The sequence below is a fragment of the Macrococcus brunensis genome (assembly GCF_004359615.1).
Lineage (GTDB): Bacteria > Bacillota > Bacilli > Staphylococcales > Staphylococcaceae > Macrococcus > Macrococcus brunensis.
Window position 1 is genome coordinate 1 of sequence record NZ_SCWA01000011.1, and the last position, 23,254, is coordinate 23,254.

24 protein-coding genes, 3 pseudogenes and 1 riboswitch are annotated in these 23,254 nt (G+C 41.0%); of the genes and pseudogenes, 19 read left to right on the top strand and 8 right to left on the bottom strand.

The genetic code is table 11. The features are described from left to right. The 3 genes and pseudogenes from ERX27_RS06865 to nhaC (ERX27_RS06875) form a co-directional block, all read left to right on the top strand. The coding region (locus tag ERX27_RS06865; protein ID WP_133432098.1) for a Rib/alpha-like domain-containing protein at positions 1-705 on the top strand (705 nt) is incomplete at its 5' end. A 226-nt stretch (positions 706-931) separates the two neighbouring features. Further along, the gene (locus ERX27_RS06870) at positions 932-1,291 is read left to right on the top strand and encodes a MarR family winged helix-turn-helix transcriptional regulator (protein ID WP_165983117.1); all 360 of its coding nucleotides are present in this window, start codon (positions 932-934) and stop codon (positions 1,289-1,291) included. A gap of 151 nt (positions 1,292-1,442) precedes the next feature. Continuing rightward, a pseudogene (gene nhaC / locus ERX27_RS06875) lies at positions 1,443-2,799 on the top strand (Na+/H+ antiporter NhaC). A 20-nt stretch (positions 2,800-2,819) separates the two neighbouring features. Here the strand turns inward: nhaC (ERX27_RS06875) and ERX27_RS11395 are convergent. Then, positions 2,820-2,978, bottom strand: a complete 159-nt coding sequence (locus ERX27_RS11395) for a hypothetical protein (RefSeq protein ID WP_165983118.1) — start codon at positions 2,976-2,978, stop codon at positions 2,820-2,822. 112 nt (positions 2,979-3,090) lie between these two features. Here ERX27_RS11395 and ERX27_RS06880 point away from each other — a divergent pair, with 112 nt between their 5' ends. After that, the gene (locus tag ERX27_RS06880; RefSeq protein ID WP_133432100.1) at positions 3,091-3,393 is read left to right on the top strand and encodes a hypothetical protein; all 303 of its coding nucleotides are present in this window, start codon (positions 3,091-3,093) and stop codon (positions 3,391-3,393) included. A gap of 535 nt (positions 3,394-3,928) precedes the next feature. Further along, the gene (gene nhaC, locus ERX27_RS06885; protein WP_133432101.1) at positions 3,929-5,350 is read left to right on the top strand and encodes a Na+/H+ antiporter NhaC; all 1,422 of its coding nucleotides are present in this window, start codon (positions 3,929-3,931) and stop codon (positions 5,348-5,350) included. A gap of 21 nt (positions 5,351-5,371) precedes the next feature. Here the strand turns inward: nhaC (ERX27_RS06885) and ERX27_RS11400 are convergent, their stop codons facing one another. Continuing rightward, on the bottom strand, positions 5,372-5,530 hold the full coding sequence (locus ERX27_RS11400; RefSeq protein ID WP_165983119.1) for a hypothetical protein: 159 nt from the start codon (positions 5,528-5,530) through the stop codon (positions 5,372-5,374). Positions 5,531-5,644: 114 nt separating this feature from the next. Here ERX27_RS11400 and ERX27_RS06890 point away from each other — a divergent pair, with 114 nt between their 5' ends. Then, positions 5,645-6,577, top strand: a complete 933-nt coding sequence (locus tag ERX27_RS06890) for an LCP family glycopolymer transferase (RefSeq protein ID WP_133432102.1) — start codon at positions 5,645-5,647, stop codon at positions 6,575-6,577. 27 nt (positions 6,578-6,604) lie between these two features. Here ERX27_RS06890 and ERX27_RS06895 read toward each other — a convergent pair whose 3' ends face one another. Then, positions 6,605-7,285 carry a DUF3169 family protein gene (locus ERX27_RS06895; protein ID WP_133432103.1) on the bottom strand — a complete coding sequence of 227 codons (681 nt, stop codon included), beginning with the start codon at positions 7,283-7,285 and terminating at the stop codon, positions 6,605-6,607. Positions 7,286-7,365: 80 nt separating this feature from the next. Between ERX27_RS06895 and ERX27_RS06900 the strand changes: the two genes are divergently transcribed. The 5 genes from ERX27_RS06900 (at position 7,366) to ERX27_RS06920 (ending at position 11,429) form a co-directional block, all read left to right on the top strand. Then, complete coding sequence (locus tag ERX27_RS06900; RefSeq protein WP_133432104.1) at positions 7,366-7,830, top strand: Dps family protein; 465 nt, start codon at positions 7,366-7,368, stop codon at positions 7,828-7,830. A gap of 95 nt (positions 7,831-7,925) precedes the next feature. After that, complete coding sequence (gene deoC, locus ERX27_RS06905) at positions 7,926-8,588, top strand: deoxyribose-phosphate aldolase (RefSeq protein ID WP_133432105.1); 663 nt, start codon at positions 7,926-7,928, stop codon at positions 8,586-8,588. 15 nt (positions 8,589-8,603) lie between these two features. Then, positions 8,604-9,905, top strand: a complete 1,302-nt coding sequence (locus ERX27_RS06910) for a pyrimidine-nucleoside phosphorylase (RefSeq protein ID WP_133432106.1) — start codon at positions 8,604-8,606, stop codon at positions 9,903-9,905. Positions 9,906-9,916: 11 nt separating this feature from the next. Continuing rightward, positions 9,917-11,089, top strand: coding sequence for a phosphopentomutase (deoB, locus tag ERX27_RS06915; protein ID WP_133432107.1), 1,173 nt, complete (start codon positions 9,917-9,919; stop codon positions 11,087-11,089). Beyond that, positions 11,082-11,429 carry a DoxX family protein gene (locus tag ERX27_RS06920; protein ID WP_133432108.1) on the top strand — a complete coding sequence of 116 codons (348 nt, stop codon included), beginning with the start codon at positions 11,082-11,084 and terminating at the stop codon, positions 11,427-11,429. Before deoB ends, ERX27_RS06920 begins: the two co-directional genes overlap by 8 nt. 41 nt (positions 11,430-11,470) lie before the next feature. Here the strand turns inward: ERX27_RS06920 and ERX27_RS06925 are convergent, their stop codons facing one another. Beyond that, positions 11,471-11,743 (bottom strand): hypothetical protein, encoded by a 273-nt coding sequence (locus ERX27_RS06925; RefSeq protein WP_133432109.1) that lies wholly within the window; start codon positions 11,741-11,743, stop codon positions 11,471-11,473. A gap of 128 nt (positions 11,744-11,871) precedes the next feature. Between ERX27_RS06925 and ERX27_RS06930 the strand changes: the two genes are divergently transcribed. The 4 genes from ERX27_RS06930 to ERX27_RS06945 all read left to right on the top strand — a co-directional run bounded on the left by ERX27_RS06930 (position 11,872) and on the right by ERX27_RS06945 (position 15,597). Continuing rightward, positions 11,872-12,432, top strand: coding sequence for a hypothetical protein (locus ERX27_RS06930; protein ID WP_133432110.1), 561 nt, complete (start codon positions 11,872-11,874; stop codon positions 12,430-12,432). Positions 12,433-12,532: 100 nt separating this feature from the next. Then, positions 12,533-13,852, top strand: coding sequence for an ABC transporter substrate-binding protein (locus ERX27_RS06935; protein ID WP_133432111.1), 1,320 nt, complete (start codon positions 12,533-12,535; stop codon positions 13,850-13,852). Positions 13,853-13,861: 9 nt separating this feature from the next. Next, positions 13,862-14,758, top strand: coding sequence for a carbohydrate ABC transporter permease (locus ERX27_RS06940; RefSeq protein WP_133432112.1), 897 nt, complete (start codon positions 13,862-13,864; stop codon positions 14,756-14,758). Continuing rightward, a complete protein-coding gene (locus ERX27_RS06945; protein WP_133432113.1) occupies positions 14,758-15,597 on the top strand; it encodes a carbohydrate ABC transporter permease in 840 nt (279 codons plus the stop codon). The genes ERX27_RS06940 and ERX27_RS06945 overlap by 1 nt, the downstream gene beginning before the upstream one ends. A gap of 34 nt (positions 15,598-15,631) precedes the next feature. On the opposite strand, the gene ERX27_RS06950 is transcribed toward ERX27_RS06945, so the two are convergent. From ERX27_RS06950 to ERX27_RS11515, 4 genes and pseudogenes are all read right to left on the bottom strand, one after another. Then, complete coding sequence (locus tag ERX27_RS06950) at positions 15,632-16,105, bottom strand: S-ribosylhomocysteine lyase (protein ID WP_133432114.1); 474 nt, start codon at positions 16,103-16,105, stop codon at positions 15,632-15,634. A 12-nt stretch (positions 16,106-16,117) separates the two neighbouring features. Further along, positions 16,118-17,272 (bottom strand): bifunctional cystathionine gamma-lyase/homocysteine desulfhydrase, encoded by a 1,155-nt coding sequence (locus ERX27_RS06955; RefSeq protein ID WP_133432115.1) that lies wholly within the window; start codon positions 17,270-17,272, stop codon positions 16,118-16,120. Continuing rightward, positions 17,272-18,186, bottom strand: a complete 915-nt coding sequence (locus ERX27_RS11510) for a PLP-dependent cysteine synthase family protein (protein WP_239035717.1) — start codon at positions 18,184-18,186, stop codon at positions 17,272-17,274. The genes ERX27_RS06955 and ERX27_RS11510 overlap by 1 nt, the downstream gene beginning before the upstream one ends. 144 nt (positions 18,187-18,330) lie before the next feature. Beyond that, positions 18,331-18,792 (bottom strand): annotated as a pseudogene (locus ERX27_RS11515) (class I SAM-dependent methyltransferase); the annotation flags it as partial. Between the two features lie 221 nt (positions 18,793-19,013). Between ERX27_RS11515 and ERX27_RS06965 the strand changes: the two are divergent. The 4 genes and pseudogenes from ERX27_RS06965 to ERX27_RS06980 form a co-directional block, all read left to right on the top strand. Further along, positions 19,014-19,481: pseudogene (locus ERX27_RS06965) on the top strand (GrpB family protein); the annotation flags it as partial. Between the two features lie 74 nt (positions 19,482-19,555). After that, positions 19,556-20,218: a response regulator transcription factor gene (locus tag ERX27_RS06970; RefSeq protein WP_133432116.1), complete on the top strand. Its 663-nt coding sequence runs from the start codon at positions 19,556-19,558 to the stop codon at positions 20,216-20,218. Continuing rightward, complete coding sequence (locus ERX27_RS06975; RefSeq protein ID WP_133432117.1) at positions 20,215-21,876, top strand: sensor histidine kinase; 1,662 nt, start codon at positions 20,215-20,217, stop codon at positions 21,874-21,876. Before ERX27_RS06970 ends, ERX27_RS06975 begins: the two co-directional genes overlap by 4 nt. Before the next feature lie 43 nt (positions 21,877-21,919). Continuing rightward, a riboswitch (SAM riboswitch) is annotated at positions 21,920-22,016 on the top strand. Positions 22,017-22,082: 66 nt separating this feature from the next. Next, a complete protein-coding gene (locus ERX27_RS06980; RefSeq protein ID WP_133432118.1) occupies positions 22,083-23,252 on the top strand; it encodes a M20 family metallopeptidase in 1,170 nt (389 codons plus the stop codon). Positions 23,253-23,254: the final 2 nt, after the last annotated feature.

Consider the following 23,254-nt stretch of genomic DNA (forward strand, 5'->3'; position numbering starts at 1 on the left):
GTAGAAGTACCTGCAGGGCCGACGGATGCCGTTGAAAACACGCCAATCGTGACACCGATCACAACACCAATAGGTGTAGTACCGCCAGCAACAGAGGGCATCGGTAATGAAGGTACATTCCCGCCAGGCACAACAGTGGAATGGCAGACACCACCGGATGTATCCAAGCCGGGCACGACAACAGGCACAGTAGTGGTGACATATCCAGACGGTACAAAAGATGTGGTAACAGTACCAGTGACAGTAGAAGTACCTGCAGGACCGACGGATGCCGTTGAAAACACGCCAATCGTGACACCGATCACAACACCGGTAGGTGTAGTACCGCCAGCAACAGAGGGCATCGGTAACGAAGATACATTCCCGCCAGGCACAACAGTGGAATGGCAGACACCACCGGATGTATCCAAGCCGGGCACGACAACAGGCACAGTAGTGGTGACATATCCAGACGGTACAGAAGATGTATTAATAGTCACGGTAGCAGTGAAAGAACAGGCAGATAGTAGATTGGAAACACCGACTAATGTTCATAACAGTTCTCCTGTTAAATCGAAAACAACTAAAAATGTAGAGCGATTACATCAATTACCTGATACTGGGGAAACTTATAATAAAGGTTTGCTTGCAAGTGCTATAGCAATGTTTGGTGGATTATTAATTATTACATCACGCAGAAAAAAAGAACGTCATAAAAACAATTAATCAGATGAAATTATAATTAAATTAAAAAGAAGTATTAATCGAGTCTGGGACATAAATAGCTAAATCTGCTATTTATGTCCCAGACTCTTTTTAATATGCTGTCACGTTTTCGAAAGTTTCAGATAATATATTAAAATAATATTCGCTTTACAAATCCTTTTAGTTTAAAATATATGAGTAAAGATTATAAGTGTCTAGAAATTGCTATATGAAAGTAGGATTTAGAATGGTTGAGAATCAAAAAATAGAAATAGCTCATAATTTCTTTAATAAGGTTAATATAACGAGAAAAGTTTTCAAGACTTTTCTTAATGAATATCAATTAAGTATATATGATATAGAGTTGTTACTAATTATTTATGAAGCAAATAGCATTCAATTAAAAAATATTTATAAAAATGAGACTATAAAAATGAGTCAGATTAATAAATCGGTTAAAAAACTTTATGATTTTAACTTAATTACAAAAAAAAGAGTTCCAGAGGATGAGAGAACTGTTATACTGTGTATCAATCAAGAGCGCAAAGAAGAAGTCAAACATATAATTCATCATTTTAGTAGCATGATTAAAAAAGTATACAGATAAAAAATAGTTATTTTAATCAAAAAATATAGTATCTCCATAAACATTTCTTTATTATTATAATTGAAAGCGATTTCATAAAGGGGTGTCTTAATTGGAGAATAAGCATAGAAGAGAGATTGGGATTGGATGGGCATTACTTCTTTTAGTATTCATGATAGTAAGTATGTTCGGAGCTGTATATTTCCTGGAACTTGCGCCGCATATACCACTTATGATTGGTACGGCAATAGCGGCGCTTGTCGCTTACTATCATGGTTTTAGTTGGGAAGAAGTAGAGGAGATGATGTATAAAGGGATTAGACTTGCGCTCCCTGCAATCATCATTATTATCCTGGTTGGTTTAATTATTGCTGCCTGGATTGGTGGTGTTGTTGCAACGATGATATATTATGGTCTTAAGATTATTACGCCTTCCATGTTTCTTGTCACCATCTGTATCAGCTGCGGCATCGTTGCTTTAGCTATCGGATCATCATGGTCAACAATGGCGACAGTGGATGTTGCCGGTATGGGGATTGGATTAAGTCTGGATATTCCAGCTGGTATGATTGCTGGTGCTGTCATTTCAGGCGCTTATTTCGGAGATAAGATGAGTCCGTTATCTGATACGACAAACCTCGCTGCCGCCCTTACGGGAATGGATTTGTTTGATCATATCAAGCATATGTTTTATGCAACTATTCCGGGACTGAGTATCGCACTGATTGCGTATTTCTTTATTGGCCGTCAGTTCAGCGGTGCTCATCTAGATATGGATAAAATTAATGCCATTAATACAGGAATGGAAAGCTAGTTTATATTATCACCATGGCTGCTACTCATTCCAGTGGTGGTTATTGTCTTAGTGGCAATTAAAGTGCCTACTGTGCCTGCATTAGTAGGAATACTGTTAGGATTTGGGGTACAGATATTGGTTCAGGGTGATACGATTCTGTACGCGGCGACGACTTTGCAGTCTGGATACGTCATTGATTCAAAAGATAAGTTCTTAACTGAGTTATTTAACAAAGGGGGACTCGAATCCATGTCTTTTACGAATATCAATGACTATTGTGGCCATGACATTCGGCGGTATTCTGGAATACAGCGGCATGTTGACAGCCATTATCAATATTATTCTTAAGTTCGCTCGTAACACAGGTAGTTTAGTGGCAGCAACTGTAGTAAGTTGCTTTGCAACAAATGCAACATGTTCAGAACAGTATATTAGTATTGTCGTACCGAGTCGCATGTACATTAAGGGTTATATTGATAGAGGATTACATCCTAAAAACTTGTCTCGTGCTCTTGAAGATGGCGGTACGCTGACAAGTGTGTTTATTCCTTGGAACACTTGTGGTGTCTTCATATTAGCAACATTAGGTGTTCATGCTTATGAATATGGGCCATACGCTATATTGAATTATATTATTCCATTTATTTCAATATTATTTGGTTTTATTGGTTTTAAAATAGTGAAGATGACTGATGAAGAAAAAGCTTACTATCAAACAAAATCCTTAGGTTAGATACGGTTCGCCGTATCTTTTTATTTGAAGTCTTTTAGCTGTCTTGACTCCATGCCGCAGTCCAGACAAATATAAATGCCCTGCTGATCAACTATTTGTTTATGAGGGCAGTCCTCTTTTTTATGCATAGCAACTGCCTGTGTTAAATGAGCAATTTCGTCTGGAGTCATATGTTCCATGGTATTCACTCCTTTTTGATATCTATACCCATTCTATGGATTTTCATTTTATTTCCGTTATAAAGAAGGTTGGGGACTTTTTCAGGCAAATCGATATCCATGGAAATTTAATATGAATTGGGCGTTAGATGTTTCAGTTCAGATAAGCCAATCGAATTATAGATATGGTAATTACGAAAAACTATATGGAAAATCAACAAATTTAACAGTATTTCATGTACTCAGAGATATATACGATCCAAACAATAAAATAGAAAGTTCTCAAGACCCTTATGATATTGTAAATGATGTGTTTGAAGGTAAAAAATATTCAGATAGTGAAAAAGAAAATTTAGCTAATGGTTTAACCTATATTGCAATGAGAGAGAGTAAAGCCACTACGTTAGAAGAATACATTAAATTTATGCAACACTAGTGAAAATATATGAGTAATGCTTGTAAGTGTCTTTTAAAGGTTCGATGAAAGTAGGGAAGTCTTTTGACAGCAAAACAGTCAGCACAGATTGCACTTAATTTTTTTTGAAGGAATTAATAGTACTAGAGCCATATTAGATGAGTTTCTTGATAAGTATCATCTGAATTTATATGATATTGAATTGCTCTTAATCGTCTACAAACATGGTGAAATACAATTTAGAACGATTATCCAGAATGAGATGATTAAAGCTAATCAGATTTAAAAGTCAGTTAGAAACTTATATGATCTGAAACTTATCAATAAGGAACGTCTGCCTATGGATGAACGCACAGTACGACTTTCAATTAGAGAGTCGAGTCGAGAGCAAGTAAATCATGTGATTGAGCAGTTCAGTGATAAGGTAAGAAAAATTAATTTAGATCACAATCTTTAATATATGCACTTATTATTAAATTTTCATTTTTAGTATAGTAATTCTCAGTACACTCCATTAAAATATAATTGAAAGCGATTTCATTAAGGGGTGTTTTATTTGGAGAACAAGCAAAAAAGAGAAATTACTATTGGCTGGGCGTTACTTCCGCTTATTTTTATGATCGTCAGTATGTTCGGCGCAGTTTATTTCCTGGAACTTGCACCGCATATACCGCTCATGATCGGTACAGCTATTGCGGCGCTTGTCGCCTATTATCATGGCTTTAGCTGGGAAGAAGTCGAAGAGATGATGTATAAGGGGATTAAACTGGCACTTCCGGCAATTATCATCATTATTTTGGTCGGTTTGGTTATTGGCGCCTGGATTGGCGGCGGCGTTGTTGCAACAATGATTTATTATGGTCTTAAGATTATTACGCCTTCTATGTTTCTGGTGACCATCTGTATTATCTGCGGTATCGTCGCTCTAGCTATCGGATCATCTTGGTCAACGATGGCAACAGTTGGTGTTGCAGGTATGGGAATCGGACTCAGTATGGATATTCCGGCAGGCATGATTGCTGGTGCTGTTATTTCGGGTTCTTATTTTGGGGATAAAATGAGCCCGTTATCTGATACAACAAACCTTGCAGCAGGTCTGACGGGTACGGATTTATTTGATCATATCAAGCATATGTTTTATACAACGATTCCAGGACTGATTATCGCGCTGATTGCCTATTTCTTTATTGGACGACAGTTCAGCGGTGCTCATCTGGATAGGGATAAAATTAATTCAATCAATACAGGGATGGAAAATCAGTTTGTCTTATCACCGTGGCTGTTACTGATTCCAGTGATTGTTATTATTTTAGTCGCAGTCAAAGTTCCGGCTGTGCCTGCTTTAGTAGTAGGGATACTGTTAGGATTTGGTGCGCAGATTTTTGTTCAAGGAAATTCGATCTTGCAGGCGGCTACGACTTTGCAGTCTGGATACGTCATTGATTCAAAAGATAAATTCTTAACTGAGTTATTCAATAAAGGTGGACTTGAATCGATGTTCTTCACGATATCGATGACGATTGTGGCCATGACATTCGGCGGGATTCTGGAATACAGTGGCATGCTGACAGCGATCATCAATATTATTCTTAGGTTCGCTCGGAATACTGGCAGTTTAGTCGCAGCTACAGTTGCAAGCTGTTTTGCGACAAATGCGACATGTTCAGAACAATACATCAGTATTGTAGTGCCCAGCCGAATGTATATTAAAGCTTATATTGACAGAGGGCTGCATCCTAAAAACTTGTCCCGTGCGCTGGAAGATGGTGGGACGCTGACAAGTGTCTTTATCCCTTGGAATACCTGCGGGGTCTTTATACTCGCAACATTAGGTGTCCATGCTTATGAGTATGGACCGTACACAGTGTTGAATTATGTCATTCCATTTATTTCGATTTTCTTCGGGTTTATCGGATTTAAAATAGTGAAGATGACAGATGCAGAAAAAGTTTACTATAGTGAAAAATCTTTAGGATAGATACGGTTCGCCGTATCTTTTTTATTTGAAGTCTTTTAAGTCTCGCGATTCCATTCCACAGTCCAGGCAAATGTAAATACCTTGTTGGTCGACTACTTGCTCATGAGGACAGTCCTCTTTTTTTGTGACAGACGCTACCTGTGTTAAATGAGCGATTTCATCTGAAGTCATATGTTCCATCGTATCCACTCCTTTTTGATATCTATACCCATTCTATAGATTTTCATTTTATTTTCATTGTATTATGATAAAGTATAAGTGAGAAGAGTTGTGGAAATTAGAAGAGGTGGAAAAATGAAGAAAAAAGGATGTTTCAGCTGGTTAGTCACGATAGCTTTGATTATTCTGTTAGTGATAGGAGGTATACTGGGTTACGCGTATTTTAAAGTAAAAGGGACTGCAGATTCAATTCATTCTCCGATAGCAGGGCGTGAGAAATCTGATTTAAGAGACAAAGGGGTCGATGTCAAGAATAAAGATGCCATTTCTGTCGCTTTGTTTGGTGTAGATGCAAACGCAAAACGTTTATCAGAAGGAGACCATGGCCGTACAGATACCATCCTTCTTCTCAGTATTAATCCGAATAATAAAAAGACGGTTATGATTTCCATCCCCCGTGATACATATAGCGAGATAGTGGGACATAACTCAAGAGAGAAAATCGCCCATGCTTATGCCTATGGTGGTGCGAAAATGGCAGTGAATTCCGTCGAAAAATTAATGAACGTACCGATTGACTACTATGCAGCAATCAATATGGACGGTATGCAGGAACTAATTGATACAGTTGGTGGAGTGGATGTTGTCAGCAACGCAACTTTTACTGCACAGGGAGAAAGCTTTGTTAAAGGTCAGAAAGTGCATTTAGACGGTAAAAAAGCACTCGTCTTTATCAGAAGCCGTAAAGAAGAGGGTGCTGGGGATGATTTCGGGCGTCAAGAACGTCAGCAGATTGTCATCCAGGGATTAGCACATAAACTGTTATCAGCGGAATCTGTAACTAAATTTGATGGCATCTTAAAAGCTACATCGAAAAACGTTATTACCGATATGACATTCTCTGATTTAACTTCATTGCAGTCAGGCTATTCTAAGACACTGAACAATGTGGAAAAATATCAGCTAGAAGGCACTGGAAAGATAAAGGACGATGGTCTCTGGTACTTCCTTGCTGATGAGAATAAAAAACAGCAAATTTCTGATGTATATAAAGAAAATCTCAAATAAAGAAGGGGCTCATATTGAGCCCCTTCTTTATATCATTTTACGAACTGTCAGCTGATAGATGATGTTGATAGCAACTGCACACAGCACAATAATGATTAAAGCGAAGTGTTGTGGCTGTCCGGTTTCCAGGCCGTAGAGCGTAATCAACAGCATAGAAGCAGGCAGCAGGATATTCGTCAGTTTGAATGCGTTATAAAGACCCGTAAAAATAACAATCATTTCTTCCTTATTTAATGTTTCAATCAATTTATCATCAAATTCACTGTCGAAATTGTTCGGCAGTTCGCGTTCCGGATAAAGTTTATTGATCATACCATAGCCGTAATAGCGCAGGAAGATAATGAGAAGAAATACAATAACACTGACGATGTTTAGCCATAAGGGCACTTGATTGAGTGCAACCATCAGAAGAGAGGCAAGCGCCACATAGAAAGAGATAATCATGGCAATGTTCATCAGTGAGAACTTTTTGAATGATTGACGGTCCTGCTCATAGTGTTCAAGTGCCGGATCGTTATCCACCTTATAGGCAGCAGCACTATAAACATAACCGATAATCCCGGCTATAACTGCAATGATAATAAGTGTGATGACAAATGCATCAGAATGCAGAGCATCATTAGCAGGGATTTTCCAGAAGCTCATCGTGAAAATAAGAAGGGCTGCCAGTATGACGCAGATGATGGGAAAAAGATATTTTCTTGTCATAGAATACTCCTTTTTTTATGTATTATACCCAATAAAAACGGGTAAAGTCATTATAACGATAAATAGGGAGGATGATTAAAATGGCTAAAGCTAAAAAAGCACAGACACAAGATAATAAAGTAGTTGCGGCATTGAATCAGCAAGTGGCTGACTGGACAGTACTTTATACTAAAATTCATAACTATCACTGGTATGTAAAAGGGCCTACTTTCTTTGCGCTCCACACAAAGTTTGAAGAACTTTATACACAGGCGGGTACTTATATCGATGAGCTGGCAGAACGTATATTAGCGATTGGCGGCAATCCTGTTGCTACTTTAAAAGAATCACTGGACTTATCTGTTGTCAAAGAAGCGAAAAAAGATTTATCAGCTGAAGATATGGTTGCTGATTTATCTAAAGACTTCGATAAGGTTATTGCACAACTTAAAGAAGGTCAGGAAACAGCAGAAGCAGCTGGAGACGAAATGACGGCGGATATGTTCCTTGGCATGATTACGGATCTTGAAAAACATAACTGGATGTTTAAATCTTATTTAGGCTAATATTAGATTGCACACGGCTCAGCCGTGTGCTTTTTTTTGTTTAAATCTGACGTAATGCTATAATAAAACTAACCAATATATAGGAGGAATTTAACATGGAATTAGCGAAATACATCGATCACACTTTACTGAAGGCGGATGCAACGACAGAACAAATCAATAAGATTGTCGCAGAAGCAAAGGAATATAACTTTATGAGTGTGTGCGTCAACCCCACACATGTTAAACATTGTGCTGAACAGTTGAAAGGAACGGATGTCTTAGTCTGTACCGTTATCGGTTTTCCTTTAGGCGCTACAACATCAGCAGTTAAAGCATTTGAGACGAAAGATGCTATCCAGAATGGTGCAGGAGAAGTCGATATGGTCATCAACATCGGCGCGCTGAAAGACGGCAACGACGATTTAGTCTATGAAGACATCAAAGCTGTAGTGGACGCTGCAGCAGGAGTGACAACTAAAGTCATCATTGAAACAAGTCTATTAACTGAAGATGAAAAACGTCGTGCGTCTGAACTTGCGAAAAAAGCAGGCGCAACATTTGTCAAAACTTCGACAGGATTCTCAACAGGTGGTGCGACAATTGAAGATGTGAAGTTAATGCGAGAAACTGTAGGGCCTGATATGGGTGTTAAAGCTTCTGGTGGCGTACGTTCTTTAGAAGATGTGAACGGCATGATCGAAGCAGGGGCAACACGTATCGGAGCGAGTGCAGGAGTAGAAATTCTGAACGGACAGCAATCAGATCAAGACTACTAAAAGGGGGATTTAGCCATGAGAATGGTTGATGTTATTGCGAAAAAACGAGATGGCGGCAAGTTAACGACAGAAGAGATCAACTTCTTCATCAAAGGTTATACAGCAGGTGATGTGCCTGATTATCAGGCATCCAGTCTTGCGATGGCGATTTACTTCCAGGACATGGATGACCAGGAACGCGCAGATTTAACAATGGCGATGGTCGAAAGTGGCGACCAGATCGACTTAAGTGATATTGATGGCATTAAAGTCGATAAGCACTCGACAGGCGGGGTCGGTGATACAACAACACTTGTACTCGCACCATTAGTTGCAGCACTGGATATTCCTGTTGCGAAGATGAGCGGCCGTGGACTCGGTCACACAGGCGGGACAATTGATAAGCTGGAAGCGGTCGAAGGTTTCCATGTTGAAATCTCTGACGAGGAATTCGTACGTCTGGTCAATGAAGACAAGATTGCGGTCATCGGTCAGACAGGGAATCTGACACCAGCTGATAAAAAACTGTATGCACTGCGAGATGTAACAGGGACAGTCAACAGCATTCCACTTATTGCGTCAAGCATCATGAGTAAGAAGATAGCTGCAGGCTCTGATGCCATTGTCCTCGATGTTAAGAAAGGTGCGGGTGCTTTTATGAAGACAGATGAAGATGCAGAGCAGCTCGCACACGCAATGGTTAAGATTGGTAATAACGTCGGTCGTCGTACGATGGCGATTATTTCTGATATGAGTCAGCCGCTCGGCTATGCGATTGGTAATGCACTTGAAGTGAAGGAAGCCATCGAAACATTGAAAGGTGAAGGCCCTGAAGATTTAAATGAACTTGTGCTGACACTAGGCAGCCAGATGGTCGTTTTAGGTGGCGGTGCAGAGACACTAGATGAAGCGCGTGGTAAACTGCAGGAAGTCATCGATAACGGTAAGGCACTTGAGAAGTTCCGTACCTTCCTGGAAAACCAGGGCGGTAACGGCGATGTAGTTGATGACGTGTCATTACTGCCACAAGCTGCATATGAAATCGAGGTGCCAGCGAAACAATCTGGCGTTGTCAGCAGAATGGTAGCCGATGAAATCGGTATTGCTTCCATGCTTCTTGGAGCAGGCCGTGCGACTAAAGAAGATACGATTGATCTTGCAGTCGGTCTGATGCTCCGTAAAAAAGTCGGCGACAAAGCAGAAGAAGGCGAATCACTCGTGACTATTTACTCAAACCGCGAGGATGTTGAAGACGTCAAAGAGAAAATCTATGCGAATATAGAGATTGCTGAACAGGCTGAAGCACCGAAGCTGATTCATACAATCATCACAGAATAGGAGAGGATCACATGTTTAAACGTATCCACTTAATCGTTATGGATTCTGTCGGTATCGGAGAAGCACCCGACGCGGATCAATTCGGCGACACAGGCAGTCATACTCTGTCACACACACTTGAGGGATTTAAAGGTGAGCTGCCGAACTTAGAAAGACTTGGACTCGGTAATATTGCTGAACTTCCTGTCGTCAAACCTGTTGAAGAGCCGGCTGCTTTCTATACGAAACTAAGCGAGGCATCTGTCGGTAAAGATACCATGACAGGACACTGGGAGATTATGGGTCTTAATATCGATCAACCTTTTAAAGTCTATCCAGATGGTTTTCCGGATGAACTGGTACAGGAAATAGAAAAGCTGTCAGGCCGTAAAGTTATAGCGAATAAGCCAGCATCTGGCACAGCTATTATTGATGAGTACGGTGAACATCAGATGAAGACGGGCGATTTAATCGTCTATACTTCAGCTGATCCGGTCCTGCAGATTGCAGCACATGAAGAAATTATTCCGCTTGAAGAATTGTATGATATTTGTGAGAAAGTACGCGAACTCACGAAAGATCCTAAATACTTGATTGGCCGCATTATCGCACGTCCTTATGTCGGTGAGCCGGGCAACTTCACTCGGACTTCTAACCGTCATGACTATGCGCTTAAGCCATTTGACCGCACAGTGATGAATGAACTGAAAGACGCCGGTAAAGATGTCATCGCCATCGGTAAAATCAATGATATTTATGACGGCGAAGGTGTGACGGAAGCTATCCGTACAAAAGATAACATGGACGGAATGGATCAGCTGATGAAAGTCGTTGAAAAAGACTTTGAAGGCTTAAGTTTCCTCAATTTAGTCGATTTCGATGCACTATTCGGTCATCGTCGTAACAAAGAAGGCTACGCCAATGCCCTCAAGGAATTCGATGCGCGCCTAGGGGAACTGCTGCCTGAGCTTCACCAGGATGATTTACTGATTATCACCGCTGATCATGGTAACGATCCAACAGCGCCAGGAACAGACCATACACGTGAATATGTACCGCTCCTGATGTTCAGTCCGAAGTTCAAGAAAGGACATGAACTGGAAGGCCATACAACATTTGCATCAATTGGTGCCACGGTTGCTGATAACTTCGGTGTTGCGTTACCGAAGTTCGGTCAGAGCTATCTGGGTGAGTTACATGATTAGACGCTTAGTCTATGGATTAGCCTACACGACAGCAGGGGTTCTGCATTTTGTGCATGAGCCATCATTCACCAAAATAGTGCCGCCGAAGCTTCCTTTAAAAAAGGAGATTGTTTATCTGACAGGTGTGATGGAAATTTTCTTCGGTCTAGGAATGATCCTAAGAAAACCAGGTCCGTTATTTAAAGCTATCATCAAACTGTTTCTCGTTGCCGTCTTCCCGGCTAATGTCTATATGGCGATAAAGAAGATAGGTTTAGGAGATAAGCAGCTTTCTCCGGCTGCACTTTGGGGACGACTGCCTCTACAGTGGTTGTTAATCAAAGAAATGGATAAATTATAAACGAAAAAAAGTAGAAGACTGATTTTTCAGCTTCTACTTTTTTATTTTTCCAGCTGCATCTGGATGGCACGTAATGTATAGAGCCAGTCTGCGATGACATCATAATTGCTCTTTTTAAAGGTATAACAGTAATCAAGAAAAGCGATCGCATCATCCAGAGGGAAAGATTCGTCGGGAAGATAATGCTTTAAAGATTGCTTGTAGTCGCGAAGTAGAGCACTGCTGATGATTTGTTTATATCTATTGTACAGGTCTAACGCTTCATCTTTGCCATATTTCTTCATTAAAATCATACGTTCGTTTTGATTGAACATGTCATCAACTCCATTGCAACAATCATAGCACCTGAATATTAAACTCATATGAAGGTTTTGTAAATAATTGTATGAATGGATGCAGATGAAAGGGGTATAGTAAAAGAAAAACGAAAAGAGGAATTAGAATGGGTTGTCCTTATCACTATGAACCAAGAAAGAAATCAAACTTACCACTGATTGCAGGACTTGCTATTGGTGCTTTATCAGTCGGATATACGCTATTAAAAAATAAATCAGAACAAAAAGGAACAGAAGAAGTGACTACTTTCAATAAAACTATTGGACATGAATTTTATATGCCGCACTTTATGGTTAAAAATGTACGTCTTGATGCAGCTGAGATAGCGTTAACAATCAATGTGGATTATCGAATCAATCAAGTTTTAATCGATTATCTTATCAACAATCGTCCAAATTATTACTTCAAACTCATATTACCTGAGAAATATCAGTCTCTTTTCCAGGAATCTACTAGTGTCATTAAAGGGGAAGAAGTAGCAGCTGGAAGCGACCGCGCAGATTACACAGTGACTTTCCAGTTCGAAGCGAAACCAGAAACAACAGCAGAAGAAATCAAAGCGATTGATGTATCGGACAAAATCCACATGACAATTTTGGATGATAGAGACAACGTGTTAAATGATTTCCCTGATGTTTATAATGCAGCGAATATTATCAGATATTAAAAAAACAGCTTATGCTGTTTTTTTTTGGTTTACATTTGCAAGTGACTATCATGTAAATGGTATAATGACACTGTAATAAAATATGAGGAGGATTGTGTTGATGAAGAGAATTGCGGCTTTGATGTTAGTATTGTTAATGATTTTAGCAGGATGTGGCGGTTTAGTACCAAAGGGTAACGATTCGAGTGATAAAAATAATGCTGAAAAAGCTGACGGCAAGACAGAAATCAAGTTCTGGTCATTCTGGGGCTCAGATCCACGTAAAGCGACCATCAATAAAATAATTGACGACTACAACAAATCCCAAGATAAAGTAACGGTCAAATATACTTATCTGCCTTGGGGAGATATCTGGACGAAAAACCTGGCGGCAGTAGCTGCAGGTAACCCAGCAGATGTTGTGATTAATGATATTAACTCAACAGCACTTCGTGGCCTAAAAAATCAGGCGGAAGATTTAACCGATTTAGCTGAGAAAGATCAGCTGGAAGGTAAATTCTCTAAGGAACTCTGGCAGGCTTCTCAACATGAAGGCAAAGTCTATGGGATTCCGTTCAATACTGATACACGTGTACTCTTCTATAATAAAAAAATGATGAAAGAAGCGGGTCTTAATCCTGACCAGCCGCCTGCTACATGGGATGAAATTAAAAAATATGGTCAGCTGATGGATAAGAAAAAAGGAAATACTTATGAAAATATCGGCTTTTATCCTTTCTTCGGTGGAATAGGTGCTGACATCTGGCTGACGAATGCTAACCATAAGAACTATATTGATGAGAATGGTAAAGTATCAATTGATACACAGGAAAATATCAACACAATGAACTGGCTGAAAAAATATCAGGATCAATATGGTACAGATACCCTGCAGAAATTCCAGGCTAAGTTCGATAGTCAGCAAGGCAATCCGTTTTTTACTGAAAACGTCGGTATGATTATTAAGGACCAAAGCTTTGCAACACAGTTAGATGATTTTGCGAAAGATATCGATTACGGTGTGGCACCGCTTCCTGCCGTTAAAGAAGGCGAAGAACCTACAAGCTGGGGCGGCGGATTTGTAGCGGAAGTACCTAAGGGCTCTAAACATAAAGAAGCAGCCTATGACTTCATTAAGTTCCTGACAAATGAAAAGAACCAGCAGTTATGGGCTGAAGAAACATTCGATTTAGTAGCGAACGAAAAAGCAGCTCAAGCAGCAGGTGAAAATCTGTCAGGCAATAAAAAAGTGGCTTATCAGGCAGCTGTTGATAATATGAAACAGACGATTCTGACGCCAGTTCCTGTTACAGCACCGGAGTACTTTAATTTAGTGAATCCACAGCTAGATGCAATTATGCGAGGCAAGAAATCCCCTGAAGACGGACTTAAAAAGGCTCAGGAAGATTTAGAGAAGCTGGTAGAGCAAAACAAAAAATAGGAGGTAGCCATGAAAAAGAAGTACAAAGATAATCTGGCTGGCTATTTCTTTATTTCACCATGGATATTCGGTTTCCTAGTGTTTACACTAGGACCGATTCTTTTTTCTCTGTATGCCAGTTTCACGAATTATAATATCACCTCACAGATGGACTTCATCGGCCTTGATAATTATCAGCGACTTTTTCAGGAAGATGAACTGTTCTATACGTCAATGATGAACACGCTCTATTTTGTGCTGTTCTCTGTACCGCTGACGACAATCGGCGCTATTTTACTGTCTTTAATGTTAAATCAGGATGTACCGGGTATGCGTGTCTTCAGAACGATTTATTACTTGCCTGCTGTATTATCAGGGGTAGGTGTTTATCTGTTGTGGATGCAGCTGCTTGATCCTTCAACAGGTCTAGTGAATACGGTCCTTGGCTTCTTTGGAATAGATGGACCTAACTGGCTGCTAAATCCTGCCTGGACGAAGCCGTCACTTATCTTTATGAAACTGTGGAGCGTCGGCGGCAGTATGCTGCTCTATTTAGCGAGCCTGCAGGGCGTTTCAAAATCACTTTATGAAGCAGCTGATATAGATGGCGCGAACCGGTTTCAGAAATTTTTTCACATTACATTACCCATGATTACACCGATTATCTTCTTCGATATTATTACGAGTACAATCGGCGCTTTTCAGATATTCCAGGAGGCATACGTCATGAGTAGTGATGGTGCAGGTTCACCAGGTAACTCACTGCTCTTTTATAATCTCTACATGTGGCTCAAAGCTTTTAAAGCATTTGATATGGGTTATGCGATGGCAATGAGCTGGATTCTTTTTATCATCGTCTTGATTATCACCATCATCAACTTAAAGATTGCGCCGCGCTGGGTGCATTACGAGGGAGGGGATGAATAATGAGAAACCAGATCCATCCGATGTGGCGCTGGGTTAACTTTATTCTGCTCGTTGCAGGTTCTCTTGTCATCTTAAGTCCCATATGGTGGATGATAGCGACTTCACTTAAATCGATGGAAGAAATCATGGGTGTGCCCACTTTTATCCCGAAAGAATGGCATTTTGAGAACTATATTGAAACATGGAATGCAGCGCCATTTTCCACTTACGCGGTTAACTCCTTAACTATCACACTGATTGCTGTAGTGGCTAATGTATTTGCGAATGCCTTTATTGCATATGGCTTCGCTAAGCTGGATTTTAGAGGTAAGAAGTTCTGGTTTTTAGTTGTTCTGGGCACAATGATGATTCCCGGCTTTGTGACATTGATTCCGCAATATGTGCTGTTCGCCAAATTGCATCTTCTCAATACGTATTATCCGCTTATTCTGCCGGCATTCTTTGGCAGTGCATTTAATATTTTTCTGCTGCGTCAGTTTTTTATGGGCATCCCTAAATCCTATATAGAAGCAGCCAGAATGGAAGGTGCGAGTCATTTTTATATTTTTCGTAAGATTGCACTGCCGCTTGTCACACCTGCTCTCGCGACAGTCGCTATCTTCACGTTTAACGGAGTGTGGAATGACTTTTTAGGGCCATTGCTTTATGTTAACGATGAAAATCTCTATACCTTGCAGATTGGTCTGCAGGTCTTTAAAGAGCGGAGTTCTACACAATGGAACTATATGATGGCAGGCTCTTTGATGGTCTTACTGCCTGTCATCGTTCTATTCTTCTCTTTCCAGCGATTCTTTATAGAAGGGTCTAACATTACTGGACAGACTTCAGTAGATAAATAAAAAACAGCCTCTGAATTTTCAGAGGCTGTTTCATTTATTCTGCGTCGTCCTGATAAATGACTTTCCATTCGTGTTTTTTCGCGAGCATTTCTTCTGCTAACTGCTGTGCGCCTTCTAAAGAGTGGCTTGCTGCCCAGCCGCACTGTACTTCGTTGCAGGCAGGTACTTCTGTCGCATTTTTCACGTCATTCAATGTTTTTTCTAAGATGGCGAGCACATCATCATAGTTGTCATGGTTGATTAAGCTTAAATAGAAGCCTGTCTGACAGCCCATTGGTGATACATCGACGACTTTATCAGTATGATTACGGATATTTTCGGCCATTAAGTGCTCCAGCGAATGCAGCGCTGGCATTTCCATATGTTCTTTATTCGGTTGTTTGAAGCGGATATCATATTTATGGATGACATCGCCGTTCTTTCCTTCTTTAATGCCTGCTAAACGGACAAAAGGTGCCACAACTTTTGTGTGATCAAGGTTAAAACTTTCTACGTTCATTTTTTGCATGAGATTCTCTCCTTATTTGATGGATTCAATAGCTTTAAAGCCATTCTGCAAGTCTTCAAGTAAGTCTGCACTATCTTCAATACCCACTGAGATACGAACTAAGCCATCTGTAATACCCAGTTCCAGACGACGTTCACGTGGAATAGAAGCATGTGTCATCTGACTAGGGACAGAAATCAGGCTTTCAACCGCACCAAGTGATTCTGCAAGTGTGAAGTATTTAAGTGATTTCACGAGTTCTTCTGCACGTTCTTTAGAGCCGACATCAAATGAAATCATTCCGCCGAAGCCAGTAGCCTGACGTTTCTGTGCTTCAAGTTGTTTGCCTTCGAGTAAACTTGGATGGAAGACTTTAGTCACTGTGTCGTTGTTCACTAAATATTCAACGAGCTGCAGTGTTGTTTTTTCAGTTTGTTCCATACGCAGCGCAAGTGTTTTGATACCGCGGACGAGGAGAAAGCTGTCCTGTGGCCCTAAGATACCGCCTACAGAGTTCTGGATGAACCCTAAGTCTTCTGCAATTTTATCATCTTTAGTCGCAAGTAAGCCTGCAACAACATCACTATGGCCGCCGATATATTTAGTCGCTGAGTGTAATACGATGTCTGCGCCTAAATCCAGTGGATTCTGGAAATAAGGCGTCATGAATGTATTATCGACGACTGAGATTAAGTTGTTTTCTTTAGCGATTGCTGCCATTTCTGCGATATCAGTCACGTTCAGAAGTGGGTTCGTCGGTGTTTCAATATACAGCATTTTTGTTTTGTCTGTAATGGCCGCTTTAACGGCTTCTGCGTCCGTTGTGTCAACGAACGTCGATTCGATGCCGATACGGTCAAATACTTTTGTGAAGACGCGGTATGTACCGCCGTAAACGTCTGAACCGACGACGATATGATCGCCTGCATTAAGTAACATGACAACAGAAGAAACAGCTGCCATACCTGATCCGAAAGCGAAACCATGGGTACCATGTTCGATATCAGCGATTAACGTTTCAAGTGCTGTACGTGTCGGGTTTTTTGTACGTGAGTACTCATAGCCTTGGCGAAGGTTGCCGATACCATCTTGTTTATAAGTACTTGTCTGATAGATAGGGGCGTTGACTGAACCTGTAAATTCATCGACTGTTTTACCGCCGTGAATCATCATTGTTTTTTTCTGCATTATAATTCTCCTTTAGTTTTAAAGATTTGCTGTGAAATGTAGCGATCACTTGCGTCAGGGAAGATGACGACAATGTTACCTTTGATATGTTCTGCTTGTTTAAGAGCGGCAACCATGGCAGCCCCAGATGAACTGCCGACAAGTAAACCTTCTTTTTGTGCGAGGTCTTTGACCATCTGAAAAGCTTCATCGTCTGAAATAGTTTCAATGGCGTCAATCAGCTCACGCTTCAAAAAATCCGGCCATACTTCTACACCGATGCCTTCAGTTCGATGCGCGCCGCTTGGTCCGCCGTTTAAAATAGAGCCCTCCGGTTCAACAATCACTGTACGTGTATGAGGTTTCAGGCGTTCAGCGAGTCCTGTGAAAGTGCCCGCACTGCCTGCGCCTGCAACCATCATTTCGATAGTGCCGAGTTCATCGATCAGTTCTTCGTACAGCCCCGCGTAACTCGCAGGATTATCTTCTGTTTCGAACTGATTGGCGTAGTAAGCGCCTGTCTTTTCAGCATATTCTTTCGCTTGTCTTCTTGCTTCTACCATACCAAGGGAAGAATCTGTATGCACGATATCTGCCCCAAGTGCACGCATGATTTCCTGTTTCTCGACGCTGAATTTTTCGGGCACAAAGACTTTCAGTGTTAAGCCGTGCTGCTGGCAGGCAAGTGCGAGACCGATGCCTGTATTGCCGGCTGTCGCTTCGACGACTTCATTTGTTGCTTCGCCGCGTCGCACAGCAGACTCAATGATGTTCTGACCGAGACGATCTTTAACGGAGCCGCCTAAATTATGCATTTCGAGTTTGGCGAATAGACGAACGCCCTGCGGTAACTGGAACTTTGTCAGTTCTACGAGGGGGGTCTGTCCGATTAAATCAGCAGGTTTCTTATAGCTCTTCTTTTTTAGGACTTGCAGATGTGCAAACTTATTAAGCTGAGTTGCTGAATAACTGAAGCCCTGTCTTTTCGCGATATTTTTCATAACATCTTTAAATGGATAATATTCACGGTTTAAGTCTGCGACAAGATTATCAAATCCGAGATCTGAATAATAACGAATCATATCCTCTTTTTCTTCCGGACTGTTGAATACAGTATCCAATATAATGATCTGACCGTTGCCATTCAATGTCTCAGCATAATTTTTAATAGCTGTTTCTTTTTCTTCGTCCGTCAGGTGGTGAAATGCGAAAGAGCTGATAATCGTATCTGCCTGCTGCGCATTGTAATTAAGGAAATCACCCTGTTCAAATGTCAGACCTGTTTTTTCCTGACCGATTGCTGCCATCTCTTCGCTTGGCTCTACAGCTGTAACGTCCAGTTCTTTAGCGAGCAGCAGTAAAGTTAAATTGCCCGTACCTGGTCCGAATTCAATTGTTTTACCTTTTGCCTGTTTGGCCGCTTCATTCAACATGAAAGGGTAGTTCGCAAATACATCTTTATATTCAGGGTCGTTGCCATCGACTGCATTATCGTACTTGTCCGCCCATTGTTCGAAAATATCCATAAAAGCTGGTGACATTCAGTTCACTCCTAAAGTGTATTAAACCTATCAATTAAGTCGGGATTAATATTAACATGAAGTCCCAATGATTACAATGAAATGCTTTGTGAAAAGTCGAACAAAATATTATAATAACTAAAAGTTGAATAAGCGTGAGCAGAGGGAGAGGGGAATGAAAGATGAGAAAAGTAGAAGTGATGCCTTATGATAGTATCTGGTAGCATTTATATTTAGAAGAAAAAAAGAAGATGGAAGCGATCTTCAAAGAGCTGCTGGTCTCGATTCATCATATCGGCTCAACAGCAGTTCCTGGACTGGCGGCCAAACCAGTCTTGGATATCATGATTGTCGTCAAAGACATTGTGCAGGTAGATGATGTAAATGACAGCTTAATGGAAATCGGATATGAGCCAAAGGGTGAGAATGGGATCAAGGGGCGGCGCTATTTTCAGAAAGGCGGAGATATGCGTACGCATCATCTTCATGTCTATGCAGAAGGAGATATGAATATTACACGTCATCTTGTTTTCAGAGATTATCTTAGAACGTTTAGTGGCGAGGCGGAGCGATATGGGCATTTAAAATTAGAACTCGCAAAATTATATCCATCTGATATCGAATCCTATATCAACGGCAAGAATATTTTTGTGCAGGTAATGGAAATAAAAGCAATGGACTGGTATAACTTGCAGCATCCAGTATCTTAAAGTTTTCTTAAACTTTCAAGTAAGCCTTGAAGAGTAGACGCTTACATGCTATAAAGACGTAAAGGGGTGGTTTGATGGTCAGTGTGTTAATCGTAGAAGATGAAGTAGAAATTGCTGAGATGATTAAGTTTATTCTGCAGCGGGAAGGTTATGAGACTATTGATCTCGTCCATACGTTTCAGGATGCCTGCAAGCAGTCTCTGCATTACGATGCTTATATACTGGACATCAATCTGCCGGACGGTAAAGGTTATGACCTGGCTGAACGTATTCGTCGTCAGTCAGATGCACCCATTTTATATGTTTCAGCGAATGTAACAGACGAAGATAAACTCACCGGCTTTGCAACAGGGGCAGATGATTATATCACCAAACCATTTAATCCGCTGATTCTCGCTGCAAGAGTGAAGGCGAATATTGATCGTTACTTGAGGGCGAAGCAGCCTATTGATTTCTTTTTTGATGAGCGTACCGCTGAGCTGACAGTTAAAGATAAAGTCTATCATCTGTCGGGGAAACAATATCTTCTCATGCAGTATTTATTTGAAAATCAGAATAAAGTGCTGACAAAAGAAGAGATTTACGAGGCAGTCTGGGATAACCAGTTCATCGATGAGAATACAGTGATGGTACATATCAGGAAACTACGAGAAAAAATTGAAGAAGTACCGAGTGACCCTGTCAGACTTCTCACAGTCAGAAGTGTCGGTTACATCTTGAAAGTGGAACACAATTGAAGACAACGGCGCGCAAATTCACCTGGAAATTTATCGGCTATTTTTCATTATTCTATGTGTTGATCAATTTGCTTCTTCTTTTATTGATTGTTTTTTTTATCGTTCGTTCATCGAGTAACATGACAAGCGGAACACTGCAGGCGCAGTCTACAGATACGATACAGAGTCTTATCGACATCAGCAATGAAAAAAATATTACGATTCAGCAAGAGCTCTCACAGGCACTGAAAGACCAGGATGGCATGCTTCTCATACGTAATAGTCACGGTGATATCATCAAATCCTTCAATAATCATGAAAAAATCCATACACTCAGCTGGTATTATCTGCAGGGAGTCACGACATGGTCACTGACCGAACAATACCAGGCGGTGCTGATCAACCGCCAGCCGCTGGTTAAAGCCGCTGAATTATTTGATTTAGAAGAGACCGTGGCACTTCATCGCTACATGGATGAACATAATCTGTCGCTTTTTAAGCAGAATATGGAAAAAGATAAACTGATTAAACTCTACGGCAGCTTTAACACTAAAGACGTCGAAGAGAACTGGTTCAAGGATCTCAATAATGATAACTTCAATAAGTATGTGCTGCAGGAAACGATGCATGATGATGATTACTATTTATTTGTAGCAGAAAATCAGAATGCTCGGGACAAAAGAATTATTTTAGCAGAGAACGGTATTTTTATGGATAAAGATTATATGGCCTTTGCTTTAAACTTCCTGCTCTGGTATCTTATTTATTCTTCACTTATTTTCGGGCTGATACTGGCACTCGCTTATTATGTGAGCCGCAACTTTGCACGACCTCTTATCCATTTTGTTGACTGGCTGAGTCAGTTGAGCAGAGGCATCTACCGCGTCCCTGACAATAAGCATATCTACAGAAGGGACCGCATGCGCAGAAAGTACCGGATGTACACCTCTGTAGATGAATCCATCCGTGAATTGACAGAGAAGCTGGATAACGACCGGACTTATCAGAACCGTGTTGCAACGCTGCGTGATGAATGGGTATCAGGTATCACTCATGACTTTAAGACGCCGCTCAGTTCCATTTATGGCTATAGCAAACTCTTAAACAGCGATCTTGACATCAGTTGCGAAGACCGTCAGAAGTTTGCTGAAATCATTGAAGACAAAGCCCTTTATATCGATTCACTGTTAAAAGATTTAAATATGACTTACCAGCTGAAGAATAATCATTTTGAATTTAATAAACAGACGGTCAATGTCGGCGAATATATTCAGCAGTTTATCGACTCGTTCAATCATCCGAATCTGCATGCCGTCAATCAGCTCAATCAGAATGTTAAGCTTGATAAAGAACGCATGAATCGGGTACTGATGAATATCGTCTCTAATGCTTTTGTCTATAATGATGATATTGAAGTCTGGATCAATTCATTTGCTGATGGTAATGATATTGTCATTGAGATCGGCGACAATGGCAAAGGCATCCCGCAGGAAGAGATACCCTATATATTCAATCGCTATTACCGCGGGACGAATACGACGGCCAATAATGAAGGTTCTGGTTTAGGTCTGGCAGTCGCTAAACAGATTGTCGAAAACCATAACGGGCAGATCAGTGTCCATAGTTCAATAGCAGGTACAAAATTCCAGATTAGGCTGCCTCGAGAACTAAATGATTGACGAAACAATCAGAAAACTATATAGTAATCATTAAATAATTCCATACTTATCAAGAAGGATCGAGGGATAGGCCCGATGACATCCAGCAACCTACCGTTTGGCAAGGTGCTAAGTCCTACAGCATAGCTGACAGATAAGATTGCAGAGACATTCCTTATCTTGGAATGTCTCTTTTGTTAAGTGTACGGAAATAAAGGAGCTTTTTTATGGAACAATATGAAAACCGCATTTTAGAATATATTAATCAACATAAAGAAAGTATAATTGAGCTGAGTCATGCGATACATGCAAGACCTGAACTGGGCAACGAAGAGTTCTTCGCGTCAGCGGAGTTATCAAAGCTTCTTGAGGATAACGAGTTTCACCTTGAGCGGGATATCGCAGGTCATGCGACCGGCTTCATTGCGACTTATGCCAGTTCTAAACCAGGTCCTACTATCGCTTTTCTCGCAGAATACGATGCACTCCCTGAACTCGGGCATGCATGTGGACATAATATTATCGGTACAAGCAGTGTGCTCGCTGCCCTCAGTCTGAAGACAGTGATTGACGATATAGGCGGTACTATCAAAGTGTTTGGTTCACCTGCTGAAGAAGGCGGAGTCAATGGTAGCGCGAAAGCAAGTTATGTTAAGGAAGGTCTCTTTGATGATAGTGATGTGGCCCTGATGGTTCACCCTGGCCATGAATCATATCGCACAGTACCGACACTAGCAGTCGATGTCTTTGAGGTGGAGTTCTTCGGCAAGAGCGCACATGCCTCTGAAAGTGCGTTCAACGGCATTAATGCACTGGATATGATGATCAGCTTTTTCAACGGTATTGCACAGCTGAGACAGCATATCAAACCGCGTGATAAAGTCCATGGTGTTATTCTGGACGGGGGTGCAAGTGCAAATATTATCCCGGACTATACGAAAGCACGTCTCTATACACGGGCATTGACACGTGAGCAGCTCAATGGTTTGACTGACAGAGTAGAAGAGATTGCGCACGGTGCTGCTCGTATGGCCGGTGGAACTGCCAAACTGAATCGCATTCAGAATGGAGTGGACGAATTCATTGTGAACGACCGTCTGGATGATTTATTTGAACGCCATGCGATGAAGCATAATGAACCTATTGAGCATGATGATTTTGGTTTCGGTTCGACTGATACGGGTAATGTGAGTCATGTCATTCCTACCATTCATCCTCATTTGAAAATGGGACCTTCAACTCTTGTCGGTCATACACCGGCATTCAGAGAAGCAGCGGCAAGCCCGGGAGGCGACCATGCCCTTCTGCAAGGTGCACGTATTATGGCGACAATGGCTGTTGAACTGATTACTAAACCTGAAGTTTTAAATCAAATCAAGCAACTACATAAGGAGTAACG